Source organism: Streptomyces spiroverticillatus, assembly GCA_014650415.1.
GTDB lineage: Bacteria > Actinomycetota > Actinomycetes > Streptomycetales > Streptomycetaceae > Streptomyces > Streptomyces spiroverticillatus.
On the sequence record BMUX01000010.1, the window covers coordinates 247367 to 272209 of the forward strand.

The following is a 24843-nucleotide window of genomic DNA, read 5'->3' on the forward strand; positions in this document are numbered from 1 at the left end:
ACCTTCTCAAGGAGACTCAGTATGGTCCGTTCGACCCGAGCTCTTGGACTTCTCGTTGCCCTCGGCACCCTCGCCGCGGCCGCCCCAGCCGCTCAGGCGGCTGCCGAAGCGCCGCGCACCATTCGGCTCGATCCCAGTTATCAGCAGGCGCCCTTCCAGGGGTGGGGGACCGCCCTCGCCTGGTTCGCCAACGTCACCGGGGGGTGGCCCGACGCCCAGCGGCAGCGGCTCGCCGATGCCCTGTACGGGGCCGACGGTCTCGGCTTCACCATCGCCCGCTACAACATCGGCGGCGGCGACAGTCCCGAGACCGCGCCCTACATGCGGCCCGGCGGAGCCGTTCCCGGGCACTGGAACCGGCCGGGCGGCGAGTCCCCCGACTGGTGGAATCCGGCCGAGCCCACCCACTGGAAGTCCGGCGCCGACGCCAACCAGGTGTGGTGGCTCAAGGCCGCCAAGGCGCGCGGGGCCCGCACCTTCGAAGCCTTCTCCAACTCCGCCCCGTACTTCATGACCCGCAGCGGGAAGGTCTCCGGCGCAGACGTCCCCTGGGAGGACAACCTCCGCTCCGACCAGTACGACAGGTTCGCCGCCTATCTCGCAGGCTCCCTGGCCCGGGTGCAGAAGTCGGCAGGGGTCGGCTTCGGTTCCGTATCGCCCGTCAACGAGCCGAATACGGACTACTGGAAGGCGGGCGGCCGGCAGGAGGGGTCGCACTGGGACCCCGTCTCCCAGGCTCGTATGGTCACCGCCCTGCGTTCCGCGCTCGACGCCCAAGGACTGCGCACCCCGATCGCCGCCATGGACGAGACCAACCCCGACAAGTTCCGGGGGAATTGGGAGAGTTACGAGGGTGGAGTGCGGGGTGCGGTCGGACAGCTCAACACGCACACGTACGGGACGGGGGGCCGCACCGGTGTCCGGGACATCGCCAAGGGTGAGGCGAAGCGGTTGTGGATGTCCGAGGTCGACCTCGGCGGCAGCGTCCCGCAGAGCTTCACCGACATGAGCCCTGCCCTCGACCTGACCCGCCGCATCAACGACGACATCCGCGAACTGGAGCCCAGCGCCTGGGTGTTGTGGCAGGCCGTCGAGGACTACGAGAACATGACGCCCGGCCGCGAGAACTCCAACTGGGGGCTGATACAGACCGACTTCACGCCGGAGAACGCCGCCACGGAGCCCCTGCGCAAGAACAAGAAGTACTGGGCGATGGCGAACTACAGCCGTTTCGTCCGGCCCGGTGCGCGCGTCATCAATACGGATGACACCGACACCCTGGCCGCCCTGTGTCCGAGTGGGCAGGGCGCGGTCGTCGTGCACACCAACGCCACCGGCGAGGCGCGGGAGATCAGCCTCGACCTGACCGGCTTCGGCAGCGTCGGCACCGGGGCCGTGCAGCGGCACGTCACCGACGGCACCCGCGACCTCCAGCGGGACTTCGACCTGACGCTCACCGGAAAGACCCTCAAGGCCACCGTCCCGCCGGGCTCGGTCACCACCTTCGTGCTCCCGCAGGCGAACGGGGTGAACCCCAAAGCGGCCACCACACCCGCCGGCGCCCCGCGGCGGATCGTCAGCGACCACAGCGGGCTCGCCCTGTCCACGGTCACCGCCGACGGCCGCACCGCACCCGTCCAGCGCACCGCCGACCCGGCCGACACCGCCCAGCAGTGGACCTTCACCCCGGCCACCCCGGGCAACTGGAGCCACACCGCCGCCTACCGCATCACCAACACCAAGACCGGCAAGGCACTTTCCGCCTCGGGTGACGCGCTCACGCTTGCCGCGCCCGACAGCTCGGCCGCCCAGCAGTGGATGCGCTCCACCACCGGCGACGGCCGCACCACTCTGGTCAACCGCGCCACCGGGAAGCTCCTCGACGTCTTCAACGAGGCCACCCACGACGGTGCCGAGGTCGGGGTGTACCGGCCGACCACCGGGCGCAACCAGTCCTGGACCCTGCCCGGTGCCGCTACTGGCTGAGGTCCGTCCGGCCGGGTGCCGACCCTCTCACCGAGGGTCGGCATCCGGCCTTTCCGTGTGCTCACTCGTCCGTCGGGCCCAGGTCCGGCTGCTCCCGGAACGACACCGTCCGGGTGCCGGGCGCCGCGTGCAGTTCGAGGACGACCACCTCGTTGTCCCCCTCGCGCAGAACCGGCCACGGCACGTACAGCGACCGCTGCGGCCCCCGCGACCAGTACCGGCCGAGCGCGAAGCCGTTCACCCAGGCGTTGCCCTTGGTCCAGCCGTCCAGGTGCAGGAAGGTGTCCGCGACCCGGTCCAGCGTGAAAGTGCCGCGGTGGAGGGCGGGGCCGACGCGCGGCGCCGTCGTGGCGGTGAAGCCGAGGGCGTCGAACGAGGTCAGGGGGAGGGGGCGGCTCGTCCAGTCCAGCAGCTCCGCGCCGTTGAGGAAGGCCCCGCCGGGGAGCCCCTTGCGGTCGTGGATGCCGGGGCCGTAGTTGACCCGGCCCTGGTTCTCCACCAGCACCCGCAGCACGCTTCCTGCCCGGGGGACGGCGAACGCGAGGGCGTGCTCGTGGTTCTCCCGCTCCAGCACCCCCACCGGCTGCCCGTCGAGGAAGACCTGGGCCCGGTCGCGTACCTCGGGCAGGTCCAGCAGCGCCGGACCGGCCTCCCGCAGGACCGTCTCGTACAGCACGAAACCGAAGTCCTGGCCCAACTGCTCCATCGTCAGCGGCCGTTCGGAGGTCACGCTCCGGCCGAGCGCGCCCGCCTGTTCCAGCAGCGCCGCGCTCTCGGTGAGTGCCACCGCGGCGACCCCGAGCTTTTCCGCAGGGGCGGGCACCGGCTCGTCCGGGACCGGCGCGTACTTGGCGATGACCTCGCGGAACGCGGTGAACTTCGGGGTCGGGTCGCCCGCCTCGTCGAGCGGCGCGTCGTAGTCGTACGAGGTGACCGTCGGCCGGTAGGTGTGCTTGTCGTTGGCGCCGTTGGTGAAGCCGAAGTTGGTGCCGCCGTGGAACATGTAGAAGTTGACCGAGGCCCCGGCGCCGAGGAGTTCGTCCAGCTCGCTTGCGGCGTCGTCCGGGTCGCGGACGATGTGGTAGCCGCCCCACCGGTCGAACCAGCCGATCCAGAACTCCGTCGAGAGCAGGGGCCCGTCCGGCTGGTGCGCGCGCAGGGCCGCGAGGCCGGCCGTCGACCGGCTGCCGAAGTTGGCCGTCGCGAGCACACCGGGCAGGGCGCCGCGCGCCAGGTCGGCGGGCTGGTCGCAGGTGAACAGGGGTACGTCCACGCCCAGTTCCTGCAGGGTTTTGGCCAGGTGCTCCAGGTACGCGGTGTCGTCGCCGAACGCCCCGTACTCGTTCTCCACCTGTACGGCGAGGATCGGGCCGCCGCGCGAGGCCAGGTACGGCAGGAGAGGGGTGAGGAGGCGGGTGAAGTAGTCGTCCACGGCGGCCAGGAAGCGGGAGTCGCGGGTGCGCAGGCGTATGTCGGGCTGCTCCGGGTGCTCTGGTTGCGCGAGCAGCCAGGAGGGGAGGCCGCCGCCCTCCCATTCCGCGCAGATGTACGGTCCGGGGCGCAGCAGTACGTGCAGGCCCTCGGCGGCGGCGAGATCGAGGAAGGCGGGCAGGTCGACGTCCCCGTCCATCCGGAAGCGGTCGGGGCGGGGCTGGTGCAGGTTCCAGGGGACGTACGTCTCCACGGTGTTGAGCCCCATGAGCCGGGCCTTGCGCAGGCGGTCGGCCCATTGCCGGGGGTGCACGCGGAAGTAGTGCAGTCCGCCGGAGAGCATCCGGAAGGGTTCGCCGTCGAGTCGGAACCCACCGGCGTCATCGGTCTGGAGTACGGGCATGTGCGGTGGCTCCTGTGCTGGAGGGCCGGAAGGAGGCGAAGTGGCGTGCGCCAGTGGGGGGGGTGGCGCCCACCCTCGTATGTTTACGTAAACACAGGGGCGATGGCAAGCATGGGATGCGGTGGGGCGGTCGGGCGGGGTGGGCGGGAGATCCGGACGTATCAGCGTTTCACGTGAAACATCACGCGGACCGTGAGGCCGCCGTCGGGGTTCGGCTCCGCGTGGGCCTGTGCGCCGTGCGCCCGTGCGATCGAGGCGACCAGGGCCAGTCCGAGGCCGACGCCCTCGGTGGGGGAGTGGCGGCGCGGCTGGAGGCGGTGGAACGGCTCGAAGAGGCGGGGGGCGGACTCGGCGGGGACCACGGGTCCCGTGTTGGAGACGGTCAGGGTGCCGTCCGGGGCGGTGGAGAGGGTGACGCGGCCGTCGCGGTGGTTGTAACGCAGGGCGTTGGCCAGGAGGTTGTGGAGCAGGCGGGTCAGGAGGACGGGGTCGCCGTCGACCTGGAGGGGGCGCAGGTCGAGGTCGAGCGCGATGCCGCGCTCCTGGGCCTCGGCCTCGGTGGCGAGGGCGGCGGAGGCGGCGAGCGTGTGCAGGGCGACGGGTTCGGGGGCGTCGAGGCCCTGTTCGGCACGGGCCAGGGTGAGGAGGCTCTCGATCGTCTGCGCGCTGTCGTCGCTCAGCTCGATCAGCTTCTGCCGGATGGTTCGGACGCGCTCGGCGTCGGGTTCGCCCGCGAGGCCGATCTCGGCGGCGGCCCGCTGGAGGGCGAGCGGGGTGCGCAGCTCGTGGGCGGCGTTGGCGGCGAACCGGCGCTGGGCCGTGACCAGTTGCTCGATGCGGCCGAGCATCTCGTCGAAGGTGTCGGCGAGGCGCTTCAGCTCGCCGGGCGGGGCGTCGAGGGCGATGCGCTGGTCCAGGTTGCTGCCGGAGAGGCGGCGGGCGGTCTCGGTGATCACGTCGACGGGACGCAGCACCCGGCCCGCCAGCCACCAGGCGAGCACCACGGAGAGCAGCACGAACGCGGCGAGGGTGAGGAGCGAGACGGTCAGCAGCCGCCCGAGAGCTGCCTGGGCGGCGGAGTTGACGAGCTGGTCGGGGGAGAGGACGGGCGGGTCGCCGGGGCGCGAGGGGTCCGCCGGGTGCATCGGGACGGTGTGCCCCGGCCGGTACGCGGCCACGTCGGACGCGGAGATGACCTGGGTGACGGCCTTGCCGATCTGCCCGTTGATGCCCTGCCGGACGAGCAGGTAGACGACGCCGATGAGGGTTGCGCCGGAGAGGACGAGGAGGCCGGCGTACAGGGCGGTGAGCCGGGTCCGCTCGCCGGTCATGGCGCCGGGGGACCTCATGGGCGGGGCCTTTCGTCGGGAGTGGGCGCCGATGGGGCCTCGGCGATGCGGTAGCCCGCGCCGGGGACGGTTTCCACCACCGGGGGGTCGCCCAGCTTGGCGCGGAGTTTGCTCAGGGTGACGCGGACCGCGTTGGTGCGGTAGCTGGTGTCCTCCTCCCAGACCTGCTCGATCAGTTCGTCGCCGCTCACCACCGCGCCGTCCGCCCGCATCAGCGTCTCCAGCACGGCGAACTCCTTGCGGGACAGCTCCAGCGGCATCCCGTCCCGGCGGGCCCTGCGGCGGGCCGTGTCCAGGGTCAGGCCCGCCCGCTCGATCACCGGCGGCAGGGCGGGCCGGGCGCGGCGGCCGAGGGCCAGGACGCGGGCGAGCAGTTCGTCGTACGCGAAGGGCTTGGTGAGGTAGTCGTCCGCACCCAGCCCGAGCCCCTCGACCCGCTCGTGCAGCGCGCCGGATGCGGTGAGCATGAGGATGCGGGTCAGCAGGCCCTCCCGTACGACCCGGCGGCAGACCTCGTCGCCGTGCAGACCGGGCAGGTCGCGGTCCAGGACCAGGACGTCGTACGCGCCCAGCTCCAGCTTGCGCAGGGCCTGAAGGCCGTCGTGCGCCACGTCCACGGCGAGGGAGTCCCGGCGGAGCCCCTCGGCGATCATCTCCGCGAGGAATTCCTCGTCCTCCACCACCAGTACGCGCATGGCTCCTGTCTACGGCATGGGGACCTTTCGTCTTTGTAAGCACCGCGCAGAGGGAAACGAAACACCGGCCTGCCGCACTGTTCCGCCATGACCTCACTCAGCTCACGCAGCGCCCGCACCCGCCGTCCCGCCCTCGCCGTCGCGGTGGCGGCACTCGCCCTGTTCGCGACCGCCTGCTCGCAGCCCTCGCAGTCCTCGCAGCCGGACAACGCCACCGGCGAGGGGGCCGCGGCCGACGCCGCCCTCAAGTTCCGGTCCTGCATGAAGGAGCACGGCATCGACATGCCCGAGTCCAAGCCGGGCGACACCGTCAAGATCGGCGAGGGGCAGGACCCGGAGAAGCTCCAGGCCGCGATGACCGCCTGCAACAAGGGCGACAGCCAGGCCTTCAAGCAGGGCCGCAGCGCGGGTCTGGACGCCATGGTCAAGTACGCGCGCTGCATGCGCGGGGAGGGCTTCGACATCCCCGACCCGAAGCAGGAGGGCGAGGCCCTCGGCACGCCCGAGATGGTCAATCAGCCCGGCTTCGACAAGGCGCACGAGAAGTGCAACAAGATCCTCACCGACGCGATGAACCTCGACGCCGAGGGGAACCCCCAGTGACCCGCAAATCCCTGGGCTTCGCCCTCGCCTTCCTGCTCGTCGCGGGCGGCGGCACCGCCGCGGTGACCGTGCTCGGCGACCGCGAGGCCGACGCGGCGGGCCAGGAGGAGTCCGCCGGACTGCCGCCCGCCACCGCCTCCGTGGAGCGCGGCTCCCTCAGCACGAGCAGCCAGACCCACGGCACCATCGGCTACGACGGCGAACGCAAGATCAACGCGTCCGCGTCCGCATCCGCGTCGGGCGTCCTCACCTCCCTCCCCGCCACCGGCTCCACGATCTCCCGCGACGGGATCCTCTACCAGGTCAACGGCTCCCCGGTCCGCCTCCTGTACGGCAAGGAGCCCATGTACCGGGACCTCAAACAGGGCGACAAGGGCCGCGACGTGCGCCAGCTCAAGGCGAACCTCCAGGCCATGGGGTACGGGGCCGCGCTCACCGTCGACGAGAAGTTCACCCCCGGCACGACCGAGGCGGTCAAGCGCTGGCAGCGCAAGCACGGCGTCCGGCAGACCGGCCGGGTCGGGGCGGGCGACATCGCCTTCGCCCCGGGCGCGCTGCGGGTGAAGTCGGCGGCGGCCGGGCTCGGCGACCCCCTCGCACCCGGCGGGCACGTCCTCACCACCACGGGCTCCGACCGCATCGTGACGATCAAACTGGACGTCGCCAAGGCCGGCGGGGTCAAGGAGGGTGCACGGGTGACCGTGGAACTGCCCGGCGGGGGCACGGCCGAGGGCCGGATCCGCTCCGTCGGCACGACGGTCGACCCCCCGAAGGACCCGCAGGGCCAGGAACCGGACGCCAAACCCAAGATCACGGTGACCGTCGCCTTCGACGACCCGGACAAGGCGAAGGGCCTGGACCAGGCACCGGTGACGGTCCGCATCGTCGGCGAGACGAAGAAGAGCGTGCTCACGGTCCCGGTGAACGCACTCCTCGCCCTCCCGGACGGCGGCTTCGGCGTGCAGGTCGTGGAGAACGGCAAGGTCCGCCAGGTGAAGGTGACCCTCGGCCTGTTCGGCGGCGGCCGCGTGGAGGTCACCGGGGGCGACCTGACCGAGGGCGCGAAGGTGGGGGTGCCGCGCATATGAGTACGTACGGTACGAGTGCCCCGGCCGTACCCGACTCCGGCGCGGACCGGCCTCGCGGCGGCCCGGACACCGTGGTGGAGCTTCGCGGTGTCACCAAGGAGTACCCGGGCGGCGTGCAGGCCCTCGCCGGGATCGACCTCAGCATCGAACGGGGTGAACTGCTCGCCATCGTCGGCCCTTCCGGGTCGGGGAAGTCGACGCTGCTGCACATCGTCGGCACCCTCGACCGGCCCACCTCCGGGGCGGTGAACCTCGCCGGGCACGACGTGGCGGCCCTCACCGACCGCAGGCTCTCCGCCCTGCGCGCCCAGCACATCGGCTTCGTCTTCCAGGCCTTCCACCTCGCCCCCGGCGCCACCGCCCGGGACAACGTCGCCGACGGCCTTCTCTACACCGGCCGGTCCCGGACCGTACGCAGGAGGATGGCGGCGGAAGCGCTGGAGCGGGTGGGGCTGGCCGACCGCATGGACCACCGGCCGCACCAGCTCTCCGGCGGCCAGAAGCAGCGGGTGGCCATCGCCCGCGCGGTCGTCGGCGCCCCCGATCTGCTGCTCGCCGACGAGCCGACGGGCGCGCTGGACACCGCGTCCGGCGAGGCGGTGATGCGGCTGCTGCACGACCTGAACGCGGACGGCGCGACCATCGCCGTCATCACGCACGACACCGAGATCGCCGACAGCCTGCCCCGGCAGGTCCGCATCCGGGACGGGCGCGTGGTCGCCGACACGGCGAGCCCAGCCGGTACGGCCGATGCGCAGGGCGGTGTCCCCGCATGCTGACGCAGCCCGCCCTCACGCCCACCCGGCTCCGGCCCCGCGACGTCCTGCACACCGGTTCCGCCGGCCTGCGGGGGCGGCCGCTGCGGGTCCTGCTGTCGGCCCTCGGCATCGCGATCGGCATCGCCACGATGATCGCCGTGGTCGGCATCTCCGCCTCCAGCAAGGCCCAGCTGATGGACCAGCTGGACCGCCTCGGCACCAACCTCCTCAAGGCCGGCCCCGGCCAGTCGATCATCCCCGGCCAGGACGTACGGCTGCCCCGCGACTCCGTCGCGACCGCCGCCCGCATCCCCGGCGTCGAGCACACCGCCGCCACCGGCGACCTCGACCAGCCCGTCTACCGCAGCGAGCTGACCCCGCCCGAGGACACCAACGGCATAGCGCTCAAGGCCGCGACGGGCGATCTGCCGGGCGTCCTGCGCGGCAGGCTCCGCGACGGCACCTGGCTCAACGCGGCGAACGGACGCTACCCCTCCGTCGTCCTCGGCCACGTCGCGGCCCAGCGGCTCGGCGTCGGCGCACCCGGCGGCCAAGTCCTGATCGGCGACACGTACTTCACCGTCATCGGCATCCTCGACAAGGTGCCGCTCGCCCCCGACGTGGAGCGTTCCGCGCTGATCGGCTGGGAGTACGCCCAGCAGAAGTTCGGCTTCGACGGCCATCCGACCGCGCTGTACGAACGCTCCACGGACGCCTCCGTGAACGCCGTCCGCAAGGCGCTGGGCGGGACCATCAACCCCGAGCACCCCGAACTCGTCGCCGTCAGCAACCCCGCCGACGCCCTCCAGGCCAAGGCGGCGGCCGAGGGCGCGTTCACCAATCTGCTCCTCGGGCTCGGCGGAGTCGCCCTGCTGGTGGGCGGGGTGGGCGTCGCCAACACCATGATCATCTCGGTGCTCGAACGCCGCCACGAGATCGGCCTGCGCCGGGCGTTGGGCGCGACGAAGGGGCAGATCCGCATCCAGTTCGTCACGGAGTCCCTGCTGCTGTCCGGCCTCGGCGGCCTCGCGGGTGTGGCGCTCGGGGCGGCCGCCACCGCCGTGTACGCAGGGGCGGCGGGCCTGCCGTGGGTGGTTCCGCCGTGGGCGGTGCTCGGCGGATTCGGCGCGACGCTGGTGATCGGTACGGTCGCGGGCCTCTACCCGGCGGTGCGCGCGGCCCGGCTGTCGCCGACGCTGGCGCTGCACGCGGCGTAGCCACCGGGGTCTGACAGTCCCGGTCCTCGTACAGGACCGGGACTGTCAGACCCCCGTGCCACGATGACCCCATGACCATCGAGATCCGTCCGGCCACGGTCTTCGAGGACGTCCGCGCCCTGGTCGGCCCGAAGTCCCCGACCGCCAACGTGTGCTGGTGCCTGAGCTACCGCATCCCGACCAAGCTCAACACCGCCCTCGTCGGCCCGGCTCGCGGGGAGTACGTCGCCGAGCTGTGCGCGAAGAAGCCGCCGCCGGGCGTCCTCGCGTACGACGGGGACGAGCCGGTGGGCTGGGCGGCCGTCGCCCCGCGCGCCGACACGACCTTCGCCAAGAGCCGCAAGATCCCGCACGTGGACGATGTGCCGGTCTGGTCGCTGTGGTGCATCCGGGTGCGCCCGGGCCACCGCAAGAAAGGCATCTCGCACGCGCTCATCGAGGGCGCGGTGGAGTTCGCCCGTGCCCAGGGCGCTCCGGTGGTCGAGGCGTACCCGCTCGACAACGGCGACGCGCAGGTCGACCTGACGATGGCCTACGCGGGCCTGCGCAAGAACTTCGACCGCGCCGGCTTCACCCACGCCGCCGACACGACCTCGGTCCTGGCCGGACACCCCCGCGTGCTCATGCGCCGCGACCTGCGCGGAAGTTGAGGGGGGCGGTGGTGCACGTACCGCCCCCGGCCGTCCTCGAAGCCTTCGGCGTACGGGGCGAACCGGTCCCGCTCACCGGCGGGCAGGGGCGCAGCGTGCGCGTCGGCGGGTACGTGTTCAAGCCCGCCGACGCCACGGCCCCCGAGACCGAATGGGCCGCGCGCCTGCACGAGGGACTGGCGGCGGAGGACAGCTTCCGGGTCCCCCGCCCCCTCCGTACCCCGGACGGGCGCAGCACGGTGGACGGCTGGACGGCCGCCGAGTACCTGACGGGCGAGCCGGGCCCGCAGGGCCGCTGGGCGGAAGTCCTCGCGGCGGGCCGCGCCTTCCACCGCGCCCTGCGCGGCTCACCCCGCCCCGACTTCCTCGCCCGGCGCGACCACCCGTGGGCCGTGGCCGACCGGGTGGCCTGCGGCGAACAGGACCTCGACCTCCACCCGGACCTCGCCGCCCCCTTCGTCGACCTGCTGAAGGCGAGAAGCCCGCTGGCCCCGGACCCGGCCCAGCTCGTCCACGGCGACCTCACCGGCAACGTGCTCTTCCCCTCCCAAGGGCCGCCCGTGGTCATCGACTTCTCGCCGTACTGGCGGCCGCCCCTGTACGCCGAAGCGATCGTCGTCGCCGACGGCCTGCTCTGGTACGACCTCCCCTCGCCCCAGCCCCCGGGCGCACCGGCCCACCACCCCGACTGGCAGCAGACACTGCTCCGCGCCCTGCTCTTCCGCCTCGTCGCGCACAGCGAACTCACGGGCCCGTCGGCCCACACGACGCCCGGCGAGTCGGCCCGCTACACCCGGGCGACGGCCGCGGCCCTCACGGCCCGGCCACCAACCACGTGATCAGCACCGCATCCAGCTCCCCGCTGTAGCGGTGCACGACGGAGATGCCACGCCCGCCCGTCGCCTCGGGCAGCAGCTCCACGACATACGAGTCCGAGCCCTCACCCGCGTCGGGCACCGGGCGGCCCCGCTGCGGATCCGTCTCCAGGGACGCCCGCACCGCCTCCACGGCAGCCCGTTCGCGCGGGGCGAGATCGACCCTGGCCTTCTCGGCGCCGTCGCTGTAGAAGGCCAGGGTCACCGTCGGCCGGCCTCGCCCAGCTTGCGGCGCAGCTCGGCGGCCACGTCGTCGTTGGGCCTGGCCAGGGCGGCCGCACCGTCGGGGTCGAGCCGCAGCAGGACCCGGTGCCGGTACGCCTGGATGAGCTCACGGACCTGGGCGAGGTCGTCGAGGTCGGCGTCGTCCAACTCCGCCTCGAACCGCTCCAGATCGGCGGCACCGTGGGTCCGCAGGGCGGCACGCAGTTCGTGCAGGGTGCCCATGGGCGGCCCGCCCGCGTGCGGGCCGGGCCGCCGACGTGCCGGTCGAGCGCTCACGGTCTTGCCTCCTCGTCGCTGCCCAGAAGCTACCCGGGGCGCGGGCCGGTACGCACCCGACTCGGGCAGTGGGTACGCGGGCGGGGTCTCACGCGGGTGGCCCGTGCCGGGGCAGGGCGGGGTCCCACTCGGGTGGCCCGTGCCGGGCCACGGCGGGGTCCCACTCGGGCGATCCGCACCAGGCCACGGCAGGGGCCCACTCGGGCGGCCCGCGCCGGGCCAGGGCAGGGTCCGCGCCGGGCCCTCGGCGGGCCGGGTCCGGGTCCGCGCTGGTCCCACGCCGGGCCGGGGCAGCGCCGGGCCCACGCCAGGCCGGGGCCGAGCCCGCGCCGGGTTCGAGCTGCGTCCGGGGCGAGTCCGTGCCGGGTTCGGGCTGCGTCCGGGCCGAGCCCGCGCCGGGTTCGGGTCCGTGCCGGGTTCGGGCTGCGTCCGAGGTGAGTCCGGGCCGGGTCCGGGGCAGTACCGGCGTCCGCGTCACCGGCCGTGCGCGAGGGTGGCCGGATCTCGCGACCCCGGGGCTCCGCCCGGCAGCGTGCCTCCCCTACAGTCGCCGCGTGACCGACACCTCCCACCTCACCGCCGTCCGCGAGTCCTACGACACCGTCGCCGCCGCCTACGTCGCCCAGGTCCCGGCACCGGCCCAACTCGACCCGCTCTCCCGCGCGTTGCTCGCCGCCTTCGCCGAGACCGTACGCGCCGCCGGCCTCGGCCCGGTCGCCGACCTGGGCTGCGGGCCGGGCAAGGTCACCGCGCACCTGGCAGACCTGGGCGTGCCCGCCTTCGGCCTCGACCTGTCGCCCAGGATGGTCGAACTGGCCCGGGCCGCCCACCCCGGCCTCCGCTTCGCTGTGGGCTCCATGACCGCCCTGCCCCTCGCCGACCGCTCACTGGCCGGCATCCTCGCGTACTACTCCACCCTCCCCCAAGCTCTCGGCTTCGCTCGAGCAGGGGGACCCCCTCCACCCCGACGGACCAACTCCCGGGTGTCCTCGCCGAGTTCCACCGGGTCTTGACCCCGGGCGGCCGCCTCATGCTCGCCGGTCATGTCGGCGAGGAGGGGGTCCGGCGGCCCCGGCAGGCGTACGGCGGTCACCCCGTCTCGTACACCAGCCATCTCCTCCCGCCGCCCCGCCTCATCGCCCTGCTGCGCGGGGCGGGCTTCGCCCTGGACACGCAGATCGTGGACGAGCCCGCTGAAGGAGCGACCAGGACCCACGCCACCTTCCTGGCCCACCGGCCCGCCTAGCGGGGCGGCTTCAGCCCTCGCCCAGCAGCACCGGCAGCTTGCGCATGTCGTCGAAGACGACCGTGTCCGGACCTTCCAGCCACTCCGCCGGAGTCAGCCCGCCCGCGTACCCCAGCGCCCGCATCCCGGCGGCACGGGCCGCCTGCACCCCGTACCGGCTGTCCTCGACCACCACGCACGCCTCGGGCGCCACGCCCAACTGCCGTGCCGCGTGCAGGAAGAGGTCGGGGGCGGGCTTGCCCCGGGCGACCTCGGTGGCGCTGAAGACGCGGTCCGTGAAGTACGGATGGATGCCGGTGCGGCCGAGCGTGTGGCGCATCTTCTCGTGGCTGCCGCTCGACGCCACGCACATGGGCAGACCCCGCGTGCGCAGGGCGTCGAGGGCTTCGAGGATTCCGTCGACCGGTACGAGTTCGGAGTCGACGGCCTCGCGGTGGAGCAGGTCGAACCGGTCCCCCCACACGGCGGCGGTCTCCGTGCCGAGCCGATCGGCGATCCGCTCGCCGATCGACAGGCTGGACCGGCCCACGAACTCCTCCATCACCTGCTCCTCGGTGAGCGGCCAGCCCAGCTCGGCGCCGATGGAGACATGGAGGCGGACGGCGATGCGCTCGCTGTCGACGAGGACGCCGTCGCAGTCGAAGACGACGAGCTCGACCGGCTGGGGAGAAGTGATCATGCGCTCAGGGTAGGCGGCTTGTTCGAACGCCGTACGAGGGCCCCGGCAGGCTGCGCAGGGCCGTGGTGAGCCAGGTGAAGACCGGGGCGAGGGAGGGCGGCACGGGCCAGCCGTTGATGGTGGACAACAGCTGCCAATAGCGTTCCGTACGAGGGTCGTTGGCGACGTCGAGGCGGTCGAGGAGCCAGTGCCGGAGGGCGGCGTCGTCGGCGCGGCCGAAGGTGTGCGCGTACTGCGCGGTGAGGCCGGCGACGATCGGGACGGCTTTGGGCGACTCGGGCGCGATGCCGGAGGAGAGGGCTTCGCCGACCCGGTCGCGTACGAGCTCCGTGAGGTCGTGGTGCAGGCCCGTGGTGTCGCCCTCGGCGCGTTCCTTCGCCTGGTGCGCGGCCATCCGGCGCACGGCGGCACTGAAGTCGGGGTCCTGGGTGAGTTCGGCCAACTCGGCCCAGGCGTCGATCTGTTCGGGCTCCGGGTCGTCGGGCAGCTCCGGCATGGCGGCGCGCATCATCGCCACGAACTCGGGGTTGGCGTCCAGGTCGCCGAAGGTGTCGTCGATGAAGTCGTGGACGAGGCGGCGGCGTTCCTCGTCGGACAGTTTGAGCAGTCTGTGCATGAGGTCGATCTCCTCGGGAGCGGACCCCCGCCCGGCCACCGTCCGCAGGACCGCGCGGCGCAGTCTCAGCGTGCGGATCTGCACGTCGAGGGCGTCCGCGTGGGCCGCCGCGACCTCGGGGACCGTGGCGTCACGGTCCAACACCCCGCGGATCACGGCGAGTTCGAGGCCGAGGTCGCGCAGGGTGCGGACGAGTTCGAGGCGGGTGAGTGCGGTGAGGTCGTACAGCCGGTAGCCGGAGGGGGAGCGGGTGGTCGACGGCACGATGCCGGTGTCGGAGTAGAACCGGATGGTCTTGACCGTCAGGCCGGTCCTGCGGGCGAGCGCCCCGATCGTGAAGAGTCCGTCGTCGTTCATGGCTCCACTGTGAGGTCTCCCCCCACGGGACACTCCAGTGTTTTCCGGAGACTTCTTCGTGGACTGTCAGCGGTAGTGCCGGTCGAGCTCGTTGGCGTAACGGCGGCCCAGGCGGGCGGCTTCGGTGCGGAGAGTGGTGCTGAGGAGGGTGCTGCCGGTGGCCGGGCCCTCCGTGTCGGCGAGCCCGTCGGCCATCGCGCGGTACTCGTCGGCGGTGAGGAGGCGGTCGCGCAAGAGTGCGCCGAGGCCCGTGGCGAGCGGCGGAATCACGGCTCCCGGCACATGGAGGATGCGGGCGCGGCTGCCGACGGCGTCGGCAATGGCCCGTACCAAGGTGTCGAAGGTGGGGCGCTCGGGACCCACCGCGTCCAGGACCGCGTTCCCGCTGCGGCGGCCCTCCGCGACGCACAGCGCGGCGAGGTCGTCGACGTGGATGCCGCGCACCCGGTAGGAGCCGTCGCCGCCGACCGCGAAGACCGGCAGGCGGCGCAGCAGCCAGGCGATGTTGTTCAGGAGGACGCCGGGGCCGCCGAAGAGGATCGCCGGGCGCAGGATCGTGTACGGGACGCCGACATCGGCCAGCGCCTGCTCGGTGGCGGCCTTCTCCCGGAAGTACGGGTACGGGGAGTCCGGGCTCGGGTGGGTGATCGACACATGGACGATGCGCCGCACACCGGCGTCGGCGGCGGCCCGGAACAGGGTGCGGGAGCGGTCGGTGGCGGCGGAGTGGTCGACGCTGCCGTGCCCGAACCGTACCCAGTAGGTGTTGTAGAGGGTGGAGACGCCGTCCAGGGAACGGGTGAGGCGGGCCCGGTCGGCGAAGCCGAGGGGACGGACGTCGACGGGGGTGCCGGCGGGCGCGCGGTGGGGGTGCCCGGTGAGGGTACGGACGTGGCGGCCGGAGCGGTGGAGGTGCTGGGTGATGGCGTGGCCGGAGTAGCTGAAGGCGCCGGTGACGGCGTCGGTGCCGGTGGTGGGCATGGGGGCCTCCGGGGGGGCTTGGGGTGAGTGGCGCGTACCCGGTGCCGGGGTGGGCCCTTCCCCTACCCGCCCCCGACGGGGCGTGCACCTCAGCCTGTCCGGCGCTTGAGGACGCGCGGCGTAGCCGTGCAGGGGGCAAGGGGCGTAGCCCCATCGGGAACAGCGGCCCACCACCCCCCGCAGCACCCCCACCTCCCCCGGCCGGGTTGTTCGCCCCCGCGGCCCCCACTACCGTTCCCCCGTGGATCTCTTCTCGCACACATGGGCAGCCCTCCGCACCGCGGTCGCCGACCTCGCCGACGAGGACTTCGCACGCCCCTCGGGCTGCGACGGCTGGCTCGTACAGGATCTGGTCTGTCACCTGATCATCGACGCCCAGGACGTACTGATCACCCTCGCCACCCCCGAGGACGGCCCGCCGACCCGCGACGAGCTGACCTACTGGGACGTCTCCGCCACCCCGCCGACCGGCGACGACCCCCTCGACGCGCTCACCGTCCGGCTGGCCGCCGCCTACCAGGACCCCGCGCTCCTCAAGTTCCACCTGGACGACCTCGGTTCGGCCGCCGGGCGGGCCGGCGCACTGGCCGACCGGACCTCACGGGTCGGCACCCGCGACGAGGTGCTCACCGCGGGCGCCTACCTGTCCACGTACGTCATGGAGTGGACGCTCCACCACCTCGACCTCGTCGCCCACCTGCCGGAGGGCGTGCCGGGCCCGCCCGCCGAGGGGCTGGCGGCGGCGCGGCAGATGCTGGAGAGGATCGCGGGGGAGTCGTTCCCCGCGTCGTTCTCCGACGAGGACGCGCTGCGGGTCGGCACGGGGCGGCGGGCCGCGACGGAGAAGGAGCGGGCGGAGCTGGGGGCGCTGGGCGAGCGCCTGCCCTTCGTACTGGGCTGAGCGGGGCCGCGGGGCAAACGGTTTGCCATGATCGTCCGGGGTGGTGAGGATGACCGCATGTCTCACTTCACCGCCCCCGACGGCACCGAACTCGCCTTTCACGTACGAGGCGAGGGTGCCCCCCTGCTCTGCCTGCCCGGCGGACCGATGCGGGCCTCGGTGTACCTCGGGGACCTCGGCGGTCTGTCCCGCCACCGGCAGCTGATCCTGCTCGACCTGCGCGGAACCGGCGCGTCCGCGACTCCGGCCGACCCGGCGACGTACCGCTGCGACCGACAGGTCGAGGACGTCGAGGCCCTGCGCGTCCACCTCGGACTCGACCGCGTCGACCTCCTCGCGCACTCGGCGGGCGGCGACCTCGCCCTGCTTTATGCGGCCCGTTACCCGCAGCGCGTCCGCACCCTGACGTTCGTCACGGCGCGGGCCAGGGCGATCGGCATCGACTTCACCGTCGAACAGCGCCGCGAGGCAGCCGAGTTGAGGGCGGGCGAGCCGTGGTACGAGACGGCCCGGGAGGCCTTCGAGGCCGTGTGGTGCGGAGAGCCGTCGGACGACGACTTCGATGCGGTGGTGCCGTTCTTCTACGGCCGCTGGGACGCGCAGGCGCAGGCACACGCGGCGGTGGACGTCGAGCAGAGCAACGAGGCGGCGGGGGATGTGTACGCGCAGACCGGCGCCTTCGACCCGACGGCGGCCCGCAAGGTGCTGGCCGCTCTGGACGCGCCGGTGCTCGTACTGGCGGGGGAGCTGGACGGCGGCCCGGCCCCGCGCGTGGCGGCGGAGGCCGCGAGCCTGTTCCCGCGCGCGGAGTCGGCGGTGCTGCCGGGGGCCGGGCACTTCCCGTGGCTGGACGACGCGGACCGGTTCGCGGGCACGGTGGCGGACTTCCTCGCGAAGGCGGACGCGAGCGCCGGCGGCGCCTAAGGCAGCTTGAGGGCGAACCGTTCCAGCCCCGCCACGACCTCCCCGAGGAGCCCGACCGATGCGAGCGCGTCACCGGGAACCTCCAACCCGTGGTTGGCAGAAGGCAGTTCGAGGATCTCGTGCGGCAGCTCCCTGGCGGTCCCGGCGACCCAGGACCCGTCCCCCGTCCCGCCGACGAGCAGGGTCGGGGCCGTGGCCCGGGCGAGGTTCCGGGCCACCAGGGGCAGGTGCAGCAGGGGCGTCAGCCAGACCGCCGGAATCCCTCGGTCCGCCACCAGCCCCGTCGTGAGCGAGGCCAGCGACTTCCCGACGACGAGACCGCACGCCCCGCCCTCGGTCTCGACGGCGTCCGCGACCTGCTCCTCCGCCCAGGCCACCTGCTGCTCGGTGCCCAGCTCCCGGAAGCCGTCGGGCAGCATCCACCACAACTCCCGTACCGTCCAACCGTGTTGGAGCAATACGGAACGGGCGTAGTGCAGCAGCGGCCGGGCGGGCGTGTAACCGGCCCCCGGAACGACGAGGGCGACACGACCGGTGGCGGTACCGGACGGGGGCTCGAATCGGCTGGGTTCAGAGTGCAACATGGGCCCAGGCTAAGCCCCGCCTTCGCTGCCCCACGGCCCGGTACGGTCAGCGGTCCTTGGAGAGGGCGTACAGCTCGGCCAGCAGGCTGTCCTCCCGGGCGACCAGTTCGTCAAACGTGCCCTCCTCGCGGATGCGGCCCCGGTCCAGGACGATCACGCGGTCCGCCATGCGTACGTTGTCCAGGCGGTGCGTGACCACCAGCGTGATCCGGTCCGGGGCCATCTCCCGCAGCGCCCGGAAGATCTCGTGCTCGCCCCGCGGGTCCATCTCGCTGGTGGGTTCGTCGAGGACGAGGACGCCGGGGCTGCGGTACAGCGCCCGGGCGCAGGCGAGGCGTTGCCACTGGCCGCCGGACAGTTCGTGGCCGCCCCACACCGAGCGGGCCAGCAGGGTGTCCAGCCCGCCGGGCAGCTTGCGCAGGGGTGCGGCCATGCCGACGGATTCCGCCGCCTCCCAGACCTCGGAGTCGTCGGAATCGCGCTGCTGGCCGAGCGTGATGTTCTCCCGCGCGGCCAGCGGCCAGTGCCCGTTCTTCTGCGGAACCAGTCCCACGTGCCGCCACACGGACTCCGCGTCGGCGGTGGCGAGGTCGGTGGTGTCCCAGCGGAGAGTGCCGGAGGTGGGCAGGGTCAGGCCGGTGAGGAGACGTACGAGAGTCGACTTTCCCGCCCCGTTCTCGCCGACGATCGCGATGACCTCGCCGCGCCGGAGAGTGAGGGAGAGGGGGTGCAGGGCGGGGGTTTCCTTGTGGGGGTAGGTGAAGGCGACTTCGTCGAGGTGAATGGTGTGCGGGGCGTGGTGGATAAGGGTGTTCCCCCGGTTCGTGGTCGAATTCCGTACCTCGTCCAGGAATTCGTGGTAGTCGCTGAGATACAGCGCATGGTGGAACATCACCGTGCCGTACCGAATGATCGAATTCAGCGCCCGGCCCGACGTCTGCGAGGCCACGATCGCCGTTCCGGCGACGGCAAGCGCCATGTGACCACCGAGAACGAGCGCCCCCAGTGACGCCCACATGCCGAGGACGAAGAATCCGGAGAGGGCGGCGGCGCATGCGGTGATACGGAGATAGGGGCCCGCCCCTTCCAGTTCCCGGCCCTCGACCCGTTCGCACATCGTCCGGTACCAGAAGTGCAGGTATTCCCGCATCGTATTGGCGCGCAATTCGTCGGCGAGTTCGGCCGTGGTCAGCCACCAGCGCATCATTCCGCGTACGTTCCGGGCGGAGACCGTGCGGTCGTGCACCCGGTAGTCGATGCGCGCCGCGATCACCCCGCCGATGCCCTTCGGGACGACGGAGAGCAGGAGGACGAGCAGGAGGAGGGGGTGCAGGACGGTCAACACCGAAGCGGCGGAGACCAGTTGGACGAGCCCGTTGGTGAAGGTCTTCGCGTCGTCCGCGAGGTCCACCGCCCGCATCGCCCCGATCTCGGCCGCCTGGCTGCGGTCCTTGAACCCTTCCTGGTCGTACGCGCTCACCTCGGCCCGCATGTGCAGATCGACGATGGCGAGGTCGGCCGCGGAGGCCACCTGGGGGTTGAGCCTGCGCGTGGCCCAGTCGGCGGCGATCCACGCCCCCGAACCGGCCGCCTGCGCCACCCCCGCGACCACGAGCGCGGGCCAGGCCGCGTCCAGTGCGGCGGCGGGGCTCGGCGCGGTGAGGAGGTGGGGGAGGGCCTGCGCCACGGCGGCCAGCATGATCGCCGTGCCGACGCCCGACAGCACCTGGCAGACCAGCACGGTGACCACCATCCGCCGGTCGACCGACCAGGCCAGCCGCGCGGTTTGCGCCAGCGCGGCCGGGATGCGCCGGGCCATGTCGAGGAGGGTGGCGTCCTCCATGGCCCGGCGGTGCCGGCGCCCGTTGTAGTCCAGCTCGGGCGGCACGGTGGGCCGGGGCCGCGCGGGCCGGGGCTGCGGCACGGTCGGGGTGGGTGCGGGGCCGGTGGCCGGACCGTGGTGGGCCGGGCCGCCGGTGCGGGGGCGGCTGTCGCGGCCGTCCTCGGATTTGCTCATGCCGACCACCCCGGTGAACGGCGTGAGGAGGTGCCCGGCAGCGTCCTGACGGCGTCAATCAGGTGCCAGGCGCTGCCGAGGACGACGGGAGGGTTCTCGAACGCAAAGTGACGCTGATTGAGGGCAGGGACGGGATTCATGATTCCTCCGGAGGGGGCGCGGTCGGGTATGACAGCGGGGAAACGCTCCTGATCAAGGACCCGTCACGGGGGTCGGGCGGCGAATCGTCGACCGAATGTTCGAGTTGGGGGTGCCCGTCGCCCCGGTGCTGGGCGAGCGGGCCGTGACCCGGCGTTCGATTCACCCGAAGGTGGCCCGTCACTCGTGTGAGGGATTGCCGGGTGCCGTCCTGACGGCGTGACAGACGTGTCGTGGGACGTGCCGACAGGTACACCGACCGGCGCGGCCGAGTGCCACCCCCACGGCCCTCCGGAACACTGCACCCGTACCGCCTACGACGACAGGAGCCGCCCTCCATGACCACCGACGACGCACAGCAGATCCGCACCCTGGTGGAGCGATGGGCCGCTGCCGTGCACTCCGGCGACCTGGACACCGTCCTCGACGCGCACGCCGACGACATCGTGATGTACGACGTCCCGCCCCCCTTCGCGGGCGTGCGAGGCATCGACGCCTACCGCGCGGTGTGGCCGGATTTCTTCGCCTGGCAGGCGCAGGGCGCGGCCTTCGAGATCGACTCCCTGGACGTCACCGCCGGGACGGACGTCGCCTTCGCCCACGCCCTCCTGCGCTGCGGCACCCCCGCCGAACTCGCCGAACGCCCCGAGCTGCGCCTGCGTCTCACCCTCGGCCTGCGCAAGGAGGCGGGCCGCTGGCTGGTGTCCCACGAACACCACTCGTTCCCGGACCTCACCACGCCCTAGGGCCCCGTGTACGGGGGTGAGGTCCGTGACCGGAATTGGCCTCCGGTTAGGGTCGGTGATATGACAACCACCCTTGCCAGCAGCACATTCGACGCGCTCCGCCTCGACGCCGTGGCCGACCAGGAGGCTCTGCGTCAGGTCTACGACCTGCCCGGCGACCGGGCCGTGCGCAAGCAGATGGCCGAACTCACCGACCAGACACGGCAGTTGATCGCTTGCTCCTCGCTGGTCATGATCTCCAGCGTGGACGCCGAAGGGAACTGCGACGTCTCCCCGCGCGGCGGCCCCGCCGGGTTCGTCAGCGTCCTGGACGAGCGGACGCTGGCGATACCGGACGCGACCGGCAACCAGCGGCTGGACACCCTCCAGAACGTCATCGCCACCGGCCGGGCCGGGCTGCTGTTCTTCATCCCGGGGCGCACCACCACGCTCAGGGTGAACGGCCGGGCCTGCATCTCCACCCGCCCGGACCTGCTGTCGCAACTGACCGCCGTCGGCAAGCCGCCGGCCAGTGCGCTGGTGATCGGGATCGAGGAGGTCTACCCGCACTGCCCCAAGTCGCTGCTGCGCAGCGGGGCCTGGCAGCCGGAGAAGTGGCTGTCCGCCGACGCCCAGCCGACCTCGGCCGAAGTGACGCTGGCCCAGCTGCGGATGCCGGAGCTGACGATCGCCGACATCGAGCAGGCGGAGGCGGACTCCCTGAAGTACCGGTACGAGTAGGGGGACGAGGGACGGGGACAGGAGGCCCCGGGTCAGGGGCAGCGGGTCGACAGTACGCAGAACTCGTTGCCCTCGGGATCTGCCAGGATCACCCAGCTCTCCTCGCCCGTCTGGCCGACGTCCGCGGGGCGGGCGCCGAGCGTGAGCAGGCGGGCCACCTCCGCCTCCTGGTCGCAGTCGGTGGGATTGACGTCGATGTGCAGCCGGTTCTTGCCGGTCTTGCCCTCGGGCACCCGCGCGAACGCCAGCGTCGGCGGTACGGGGCCGGGCCGCTTCCGGCCCTCGGGCACGGCGGGGGAGCCGATGGAGACGTACTCGCCGTCGCCCTCCTCCGCCCGCACCTCGTAGCCGAGCACCGCGCACCAGAACCGTGCGAGTCCGACCGGGTCGGCGCAGTCGATGGCGATCTCGGTGAACTTGCTGGTCATGCGGGAACCTCCGGTGCGGGTGGGGTGCGGGTACGGGTACGGGTACTGGCGTCGGACCTGCCGCGCGTCAGGGTAGCCAGCGGGGGCTGTCGGAGGCAGGCCGTGCGCTGCGTCCGTGTGACCGGCCGCGTGCTGGGCCTGCTCCGCACCTTGGGTGCCCGGTGTGCGCAGCCCCGGGGGCCCTCGGGGCGCCTCCCCGTACCGGGTGCGTGAAGCTCCGGCCCGCCGGGCCAAGAGGTCCCCAGCCCCACCCCTTCACCTAAACCCGCGGGGCAGTTGGAGGGGTACGTGCGGGTGCGTCGTGGTTGATCGCGCAGTTCCCCGCGCCCCTGAAAGGGGCGGTGGCCGGACTGAGGCGCGAGGTCCGGGGTGCGTGACACGATGGCTGTCGCACGCACGCATGTACGTATGTACGGCCCGACGGACGAGAGGACATCCATGACCGCCATCGTCAGCTTCGAAGGCACCGAGACCGCGCCCGAAGAACTCGAATCCCGGGCAGCCAAGTTGGCAGGCGGCCTGTACGCCCTCGGGCTGCGTGCGGGCGACGTCGTCGCGGTGCTGCTGCGCAACGACGCCGCATACGTGGACGTCATGCTCGCCTGCCGCCTGGGCGGCTACCACTTCTGCCCCCTGAACTGGCACTTCACCCCCGCTGAACTCGCCTACATCGTCCAGGACTGCGGAGCGAAGGCCGTCATAGGTCACGCGGACCTGCTGACGGCGGCGCGCGACGCGCTGCCCGAGGGTCTCACCGTCCTCGCGGTGGGCGACGGCACGGCGGCGTCGGGCACGCTCCCGTACGAGACCTGGCTTGGCCAACAGGCCGCGTACGACGGCCCGTTGGTGTCCCCCGGTGGTCACATGGCCTACACCTCCGGCACCACCGGCCGCCCCAAGGGCGTCGTCCGCGCGCCCGTGCCCGTCGAGGAGATCGACGACTTCCGCAACCGCACCCTCGCCGTCGTCGGCCAGGTCTACGGACTGCGCCCCGGCTGCCGCGCCCTGATGACCGCCCCGCTCTACCACAGCGCCCCCAGCATGTTCGCCCAGTACGCGGCCATCGCCGCCGGGCTGTTCGTCATCGCCCCGCGCTTCGACGCCGAGCAGACCCTCGCCCTGGTGGAACGCCACCGCATCGACGCGCTCTACTGCGTACCCACCATGTACGTACGGCTGTTGAAGCTGCCGCGCGAGGTGCGCGAGCGGTACGACCTGTCGTCGCTGCGCTTCGTCGGCTCGACCGGTGCGCCTTGCGCCCCCGACGTGAAGCGGGACCTCATCGAGTGGCTCGGGCCGATCGTCCACGAGACGTACGCCTCCAGCGAGACCGGTTACATCACCGTCATCGACTCCCACGAAGCCTTGGAGCGACCCGGCAGCGTCGGCCGTCCGCTCGGCGACGCGCAGATCCGGGTCGTCGACGAGAACGGCAAGGACTGCGCGCCCGGCGAGGTCGGCGTCCTGTACGTACGCCAGCCCGCGCACACCGACTTCACCTACCGGGGCCGCCCCGAGGCCCGCGCGGAGGCGGGGCTCGACGGGCTCGTCTCGGTCGGCGACATGGGGTACCTGGACGACGACGGGTATCTCTACATCTGCGACCGCGCCGTCGACATGGTCATCTCCGGCGGCGTCAACATCTACCCCGCCGAGATCGAGGCCGCGCTGCTCGGCCTGGACGGGGTCCTGGACTGTACGGTCTTCGGCGTGCCCGACCCGGAGTTCGGCGAGCGGCTGCACGCGCTCGTCCAGCCCGAACCGGGCGCCACCCCCGACCCCGACGCGCTGCGCACCGCCCTGCGCACCACCCTCGCGGGCTTCAAGGTCCCCCGCACCCTCGACCTCGTACCCGATCTGCCCCGCGACCCCAACGGCAAGATCGCCAAGCACCGGGTCCGCGCGTCGTACCTGAAGTCGGCGGTCCACCGGGCCTGAGCCGCCCCGAGCGGTCGGCGTGTCGCACTCCACGATCAGGATCAGGATCAGGATCACCGTCCTTCTCGGGCATATGCCGGGGGTATCTCCATGAGTCCCTGACCGCGTACGGCAAGGTGTGCCGACAACTCATTCCGGCCGGGTTCCGCGCGGGACACCGGCCCGGCTGTTTTTCGGGTACCGGGACCCAGCGCTGCCAGGCCCGACCTTTCAGGAGTACGCACGTGAACGGCAAGCGCCGCCGACTTCTCTTGGCCGCCATCGACCCCATGCTCGCGTCCGGGGAGCAGGTCGAGGTGACGACCATCGTGAACCTGAGCTCCGTCACCGTGCGCCGGACGGCAGCGTTCGCGGCAGCGTCGGCCGTCCTGAGCGGCGGTGGAATGGCCGTGATCCCGGTGCCGACTCCGATGTACCTGGCGATGACCGACCGCCGCATCTTCATCTTCCGCGCGAACCCGACGTTCGCCCGGCCCGAAGAACACCTGATGACGATCCCGCGCGCCGGTCTCGTCCGCTCGGAGATCAAGGAGCGGGTGCTCAACTCGTCCTTCATCGTCTCCGCGACGGACGGCGAGCAAGGGCTGAAAATCATCTTCCCGCTGGTCGGCCGCAAGGAACGGAACGCGATAGCGGCCGCCTTGCCGCTGGCTGGCTGACTGCCAGAACCACGTGGGCGGGACGGCTCGGCACGGCGCGCCGCCCGCCCACGAACGATGGGGTGAGCGTCTGGCCGGCGCGCCGCGCCACCGATCCGGTCGGTGAACCCGCCCGCCGCGTCGAGGCGTGCACCGTCCCGCCCGGCCTGCGCTTCCCATGTGTCGTCCGGACGAAGCCCGCGTGTCGTCCGGATGAAGCCCGCGTGCCGTCCGGACGAAGACCGTGTACGCCGTCACCAGCGCCATCGGCCTGATGCGCCAGGCCGGCTGGTCCGAATCGGAACGTACCGCTCCGGACCGGGACGGATGGTGTCGAGTGCGCCTCGTGCGATGACTCCGCCAACTCCCTTCAC

The 24843-nt window shown here is 72.5% G+C and carries 24 protein-coding genes and 1 pseudogene; 14 read left to right on the forward strand and 11 right to left on the reverse strand.

All coding sequences use genetic code 11. The annotated features are described in order from the left end of the window. Positions 1 to 21: 21 nt before the first annotated feature. Complete coding sequence (locus tag IE269_RS26220) at positions 22 to 1986, forward strand: glycoside hydrolase (protein ID WP_189825601.1); 1965 nt, start codon at positions 22 to 24, stop codon at positions 1984 to 1986. 61 nt (positions 1987 to 2047) lie between these two features. Here the strand turns inward: IE269_RS26220 and IE269_RS26225 are convergent, their stop codons facing one another. The 3 genes from IE269_RS26225 to IE269_RS26235 form a co-directional block, all read right to left on the reverse strand. Continuing rightward, entirely contained in the window at positions 2048 to 3820 is a 1773-nt protein-coding gene (locus IE269_RS26225) for a glycoside hydrolase family 35 protein (protein ID WP_189825602.1), read from the reverse strand. A gap of 161 nt (positions 3821 to 3981) precedes the next feature. Next, the gene (locus IE269_RS26230) at positions 3982 to 5169 is read right to left on the reverse strand and encodes an ATP-binding protein (protein WP_229898233.1); all 1188 of its coding nucleotides are present in this window, start codon (positions 5167 to 5169) and stop codon (positions 3982 to 3984) included. Continuing rightward, positions 5166 to 5864: a response regulator transcription factor gene (locus IE269_RS26235; protein ID WP_189825603.1), complete on the reverse strand. Its 699-nt coding sequence runs from the start codon at positions 5862 to 5864 to the stop codon at positions 5166 to 5168. The genes IE269_RS26230 and IE269_RS26235 overlap by 4 nt, the downstream gene beginning before the upstream one ends. Before the next feature lie 87 nt (positions 5865 to 5951). On the opposite strand from IE269_RS26235, the gene IE269_RS26240 reads away from it, so the two are divergent. The 6 genes from IE269_RS26240 to IE269_RS26265 all read left to right on the forward strand — a co-directional run bounded on the left by IE269_RS26240 (position 5952) and on the right by IE269_RS26265 (position 11019). Further along, complete coding sequence (locus IE269_RS26240) at positions 5952 to 6467, forward strand: hypothetical protein (protein ID WP_189825604.1); 516 nt, start codon at positions 5952 to 5954, stop codon at positions 6465 to 6467. Continuing rightward, on the forward strand, positions 6464 to 7555 hold the full coding sequence (locus tag IE269_RS26245) for a peptidoglycan-binding protein (protein ID WP_229898234.1): 1092 nt from the start codon (positions 6464 to 6466) through the stop codon (positions 7553 to 7555). Before IE269_RS26240 ends, IE269_RS26245 begins: the two co-directional genes overlap by 4 nt. Next, positions 7552 to 8334, forward strand: coding sequence for an ABC transporter ATP-binding protein (locus tag IE269_RS26250; protein ID WP_189825605.1), 783 nt, complete (start codon positions 7552 to 7554; stop codon positions 8332 to 8334). Before IE269_RS26245 ends, IE269_RS26250 begins: the two co-directional genes overlap by 4 nt. Continuing rightward, a complete protein-coding gene (locus IE269_RS26255; RefSeq protein WP_189825606.1) occupies positions 8328 to 9530 on the forward strand; it encodes an ABC transporter permease in 1203 nt (400 codons plus the stop codon). The genes IE269_RS26250 and IE269_RS26255 overlap by 7 nt, the downstream gene beginning before the upstream one ends. Before the next feature lie 71 nt (positions 9531 to 9601). Next, a complete protein-coding gene (locus tag IE269_RS26260) occupies positions 9602 to 10180 on the forward strand; it encodes a GNAT family N-acetyltransferase (RefSeq protein ID WP_189825607.1) in 579 nt (192 codons plus the stop codon). Positions 10181 to 10191: 11 nt separating this feature from the next. Continuing rightward, positions 10192 to 11019, forward strand: a complete 828-nt coding sequence (locus tag IE269_RS26265; RefSeq protein WP_229898235.1) for an aminoglycoside phosphotransferase — start codon at positions 10192 to 10194, stop codon at positions 11017 to 11019. Here the strand turns inward: IE269_RS26265 and IE269_RS26270 are convergent. Together IE269_RS26270 and IE269_RS26275 are read right to left on the reverse strand one after the other, a co-directional pair. Further along, positions 10994 to 11260, reverse strand: coding sequence for a hypothetical protein (locus IE269_RS26270; protein ID WP_189825609.1), 267 nt, complete (start codon positions 11258 to 11260; stop codon positions 10994 to 10996). The genes IE269_RS26265 and IE269_RS26270 overlap by 26 nt on opposite strands. Next, on the reverse strand, positions 11257 to 11556 hold the full coding sequence (locus IE269_RS26275) for a hypothetical protein (protein WP_229898236.1): 300 nt from the start codon (positions 11554 to 11556) through the stop codon (positions 11257 to 11259). Before IE269_RS26275 ends, IE269_RS26270 begins: the two co-directional genes overlap by 4 nt. 554 nt (positions 11557 to 12110) lie before the next feature. Between IE269_RS26275 and IE269_RS26280 the strand changes: the two are divergent. Continuing rightward, positions 12111 to 12802: pseudogene (locus IE269_RS26280) on the forward strand (class I SAM-dependent methyltransferase). A 10-nt stretch (positions 12803 to 12812) separates the two neighbouring features. On the opposite strand, the gene IE269_RS26285 reads toward IE269_RS26280, so the two are convergent. The 3 genes from IE269_RS26285 to IE269_RS26295 all read right to left on the reverse strand — a co-directional run bounded on the left by IE269_RS26285 (position 12813) and on the right by IE269_RS26295 (position 15435). Then, positions 12813 to 13481 carry an HAD family hydrolase gene (locus IE269_RS26285; RefSeq protein ID WP_189825610.1) on the reverse strand — a complete coding sequence of 223 codons (669 nt, stop codon included), beginning with the start codon at positions 13479 to 13481 and terminating at the stop codon, positions 12813 to 12815. 4 nt (positions 13482 to 13485) lie between these two features. Next, positions 13486 to 14454, reverse strand: coding sequence for a helix-turn-helix domain-containing protein (locus tag IE269_RS26290; protein WP_189825611.1), 969 nt, complete (start codon positions 14452 to 14454; stop codon positions 13486 to 13488). A 66-nt stretch (positions 14455 to 14520) separates the two neighbouring features. After that, positions 14521 to 15435: an SDR family oxidoreductase gene (locus tag IE269_RS26295; protein ID WP_189825612.1), complete on the reverse strand. Its 915-nt coding sequence runs from the start codon at positions 15433 to 15435 to the stop codon at positions 14521 to 14523. Between the two features lie 241 nt (positions 15436 to 15676). Between IE269_RS26295 and IE269_RS26300 the strand changes: the two genes are divergently transcribed. Both IE269_RS26300 and IE269_RS26305 read left to right on the forward strand, forming a co-directional pair. Continuing rightward, positions 15677 to 16336 carry a maleylpyruvate isomerase N-terminal domain-containing protein gene (locus IE269_RS26300; protein WP_189825613.1) on the forward strand — a complete coding sequence of 220 codons (660 nt, stop codon included), beginning with the start codon at positions 15677 to 15679 and terminating at the stop codon, positions 16334 to 16336. Positions 16337 to 16393: 57 nt separating this feature from the next. Beyond that, positions 16394 to 17260: an alpha/beta fold hydrolase gene (locus IE269_RS26305; RefSeq protein ID WP_189825614.1), complete on the forward strand. Its 867-nt coding sequence runs from the start codon at positions 16394 to 16396 to the stop codon at positions 17258 to 17260. On the opposite strand, the gene IE269_RS26310 is transcribed toward IE269_RS26305, so the two are convergent. Both IE269_RS26310 and IE269_RS26315 read right to left on the reverse strand, forming a co-directional pair. Continuing rightward, entirely contained in the window at positions 17257 to 17844 is a 588-nt protein-coding gene (locus IE269_RS26310; RefSeq protein WP_189825615.1) for an alpha/beta hydrolase, read from the reverse strand. The two genes, IE269_RS26305 and IE269_RS26310, sit on opposite strands and share 4 nt — an antisense overlap. Positions 17845 to 17890: 46 nt before the next feature. Continuing rightward, positions 17891 to 19861, reverse strand: a complete 1971-nt coding sequence (locus IE269_RS26315; RefSeq protein WP_189825616.1) for an ABC transporter ATP-binding protein — start codon at positions 19859 to 19861, stop codon at positions 17891 to 17893. 476 nt (positions 19862 to 20337) lie between these two features. On the opposite strand from IE269_RS26315, the gene IE269_RS26320 reads away from it, so the two are divergent. Further along, positions 20338 to 20745, forward strand: coding sequence for a YybH family protein (locus IE269_RS26320; protein ID WP_189825617.1), 408 nt, complete (start codon positions 20338 to 20340; stop codon positions 20743 to 20745). Positions 20746 to 20805: 60 nt separating this feature from the next. Beyond that, positions 20806 to 21465, forward strand: coding sequence for an MSMEG_1061 family FMN-dependent PPOX-type flavoprotein (locus IE269_RS26325; RefSeq protein ID WP_189825618.1), 660 nt, complete (start codon positions 20806 to 20808; stop codon positions 21463 to 21465). Between the two features lie 32 nt (positions 21466 to 21497). Here the strand turns inward: IE269_RS26325 and IE269_RS26330 are convergent, their stop codons facing one another. Further along, positions 21498 to 21893: a VOC family protein gene (locus IE269_RS26330; protein WP_189825619.1), complete on the reverse strand. Its 396-nt coding sequence runs from the start codon at positions 21891 to 21893 to the stop codon at positions 21498 to 21500. 438 nt (positions 21894 to 22331) lie between these two features. Here IE269_RS26330 and IE269_RS26335 point away from each other — a divergent pair, with 438 nt between their 5' ends. After that, positions 22332 to 23831, forward strand: coding sequence for an AMP-binding protein (locus IE269_RS26335; protein ID WP_189825620.1), 1500 nt, complete (start codon positions 22332 to 22334; stop codon positions 23829 to 23831). Positions 23832 to 24055: 224 nt separating this feature from the next. Further along, positions 24056 to 24490, forward strand: a complete 435-nt coding sequence (locus tag IE269_RS26340) for a hypothetical protein (protein ID WP_189825621.1) — start codon at positions 24056 to 24058, stop codon at positions 24488 to 24490. Positions 24491 to 24843 lie beyond the last annotated feature (353 nt).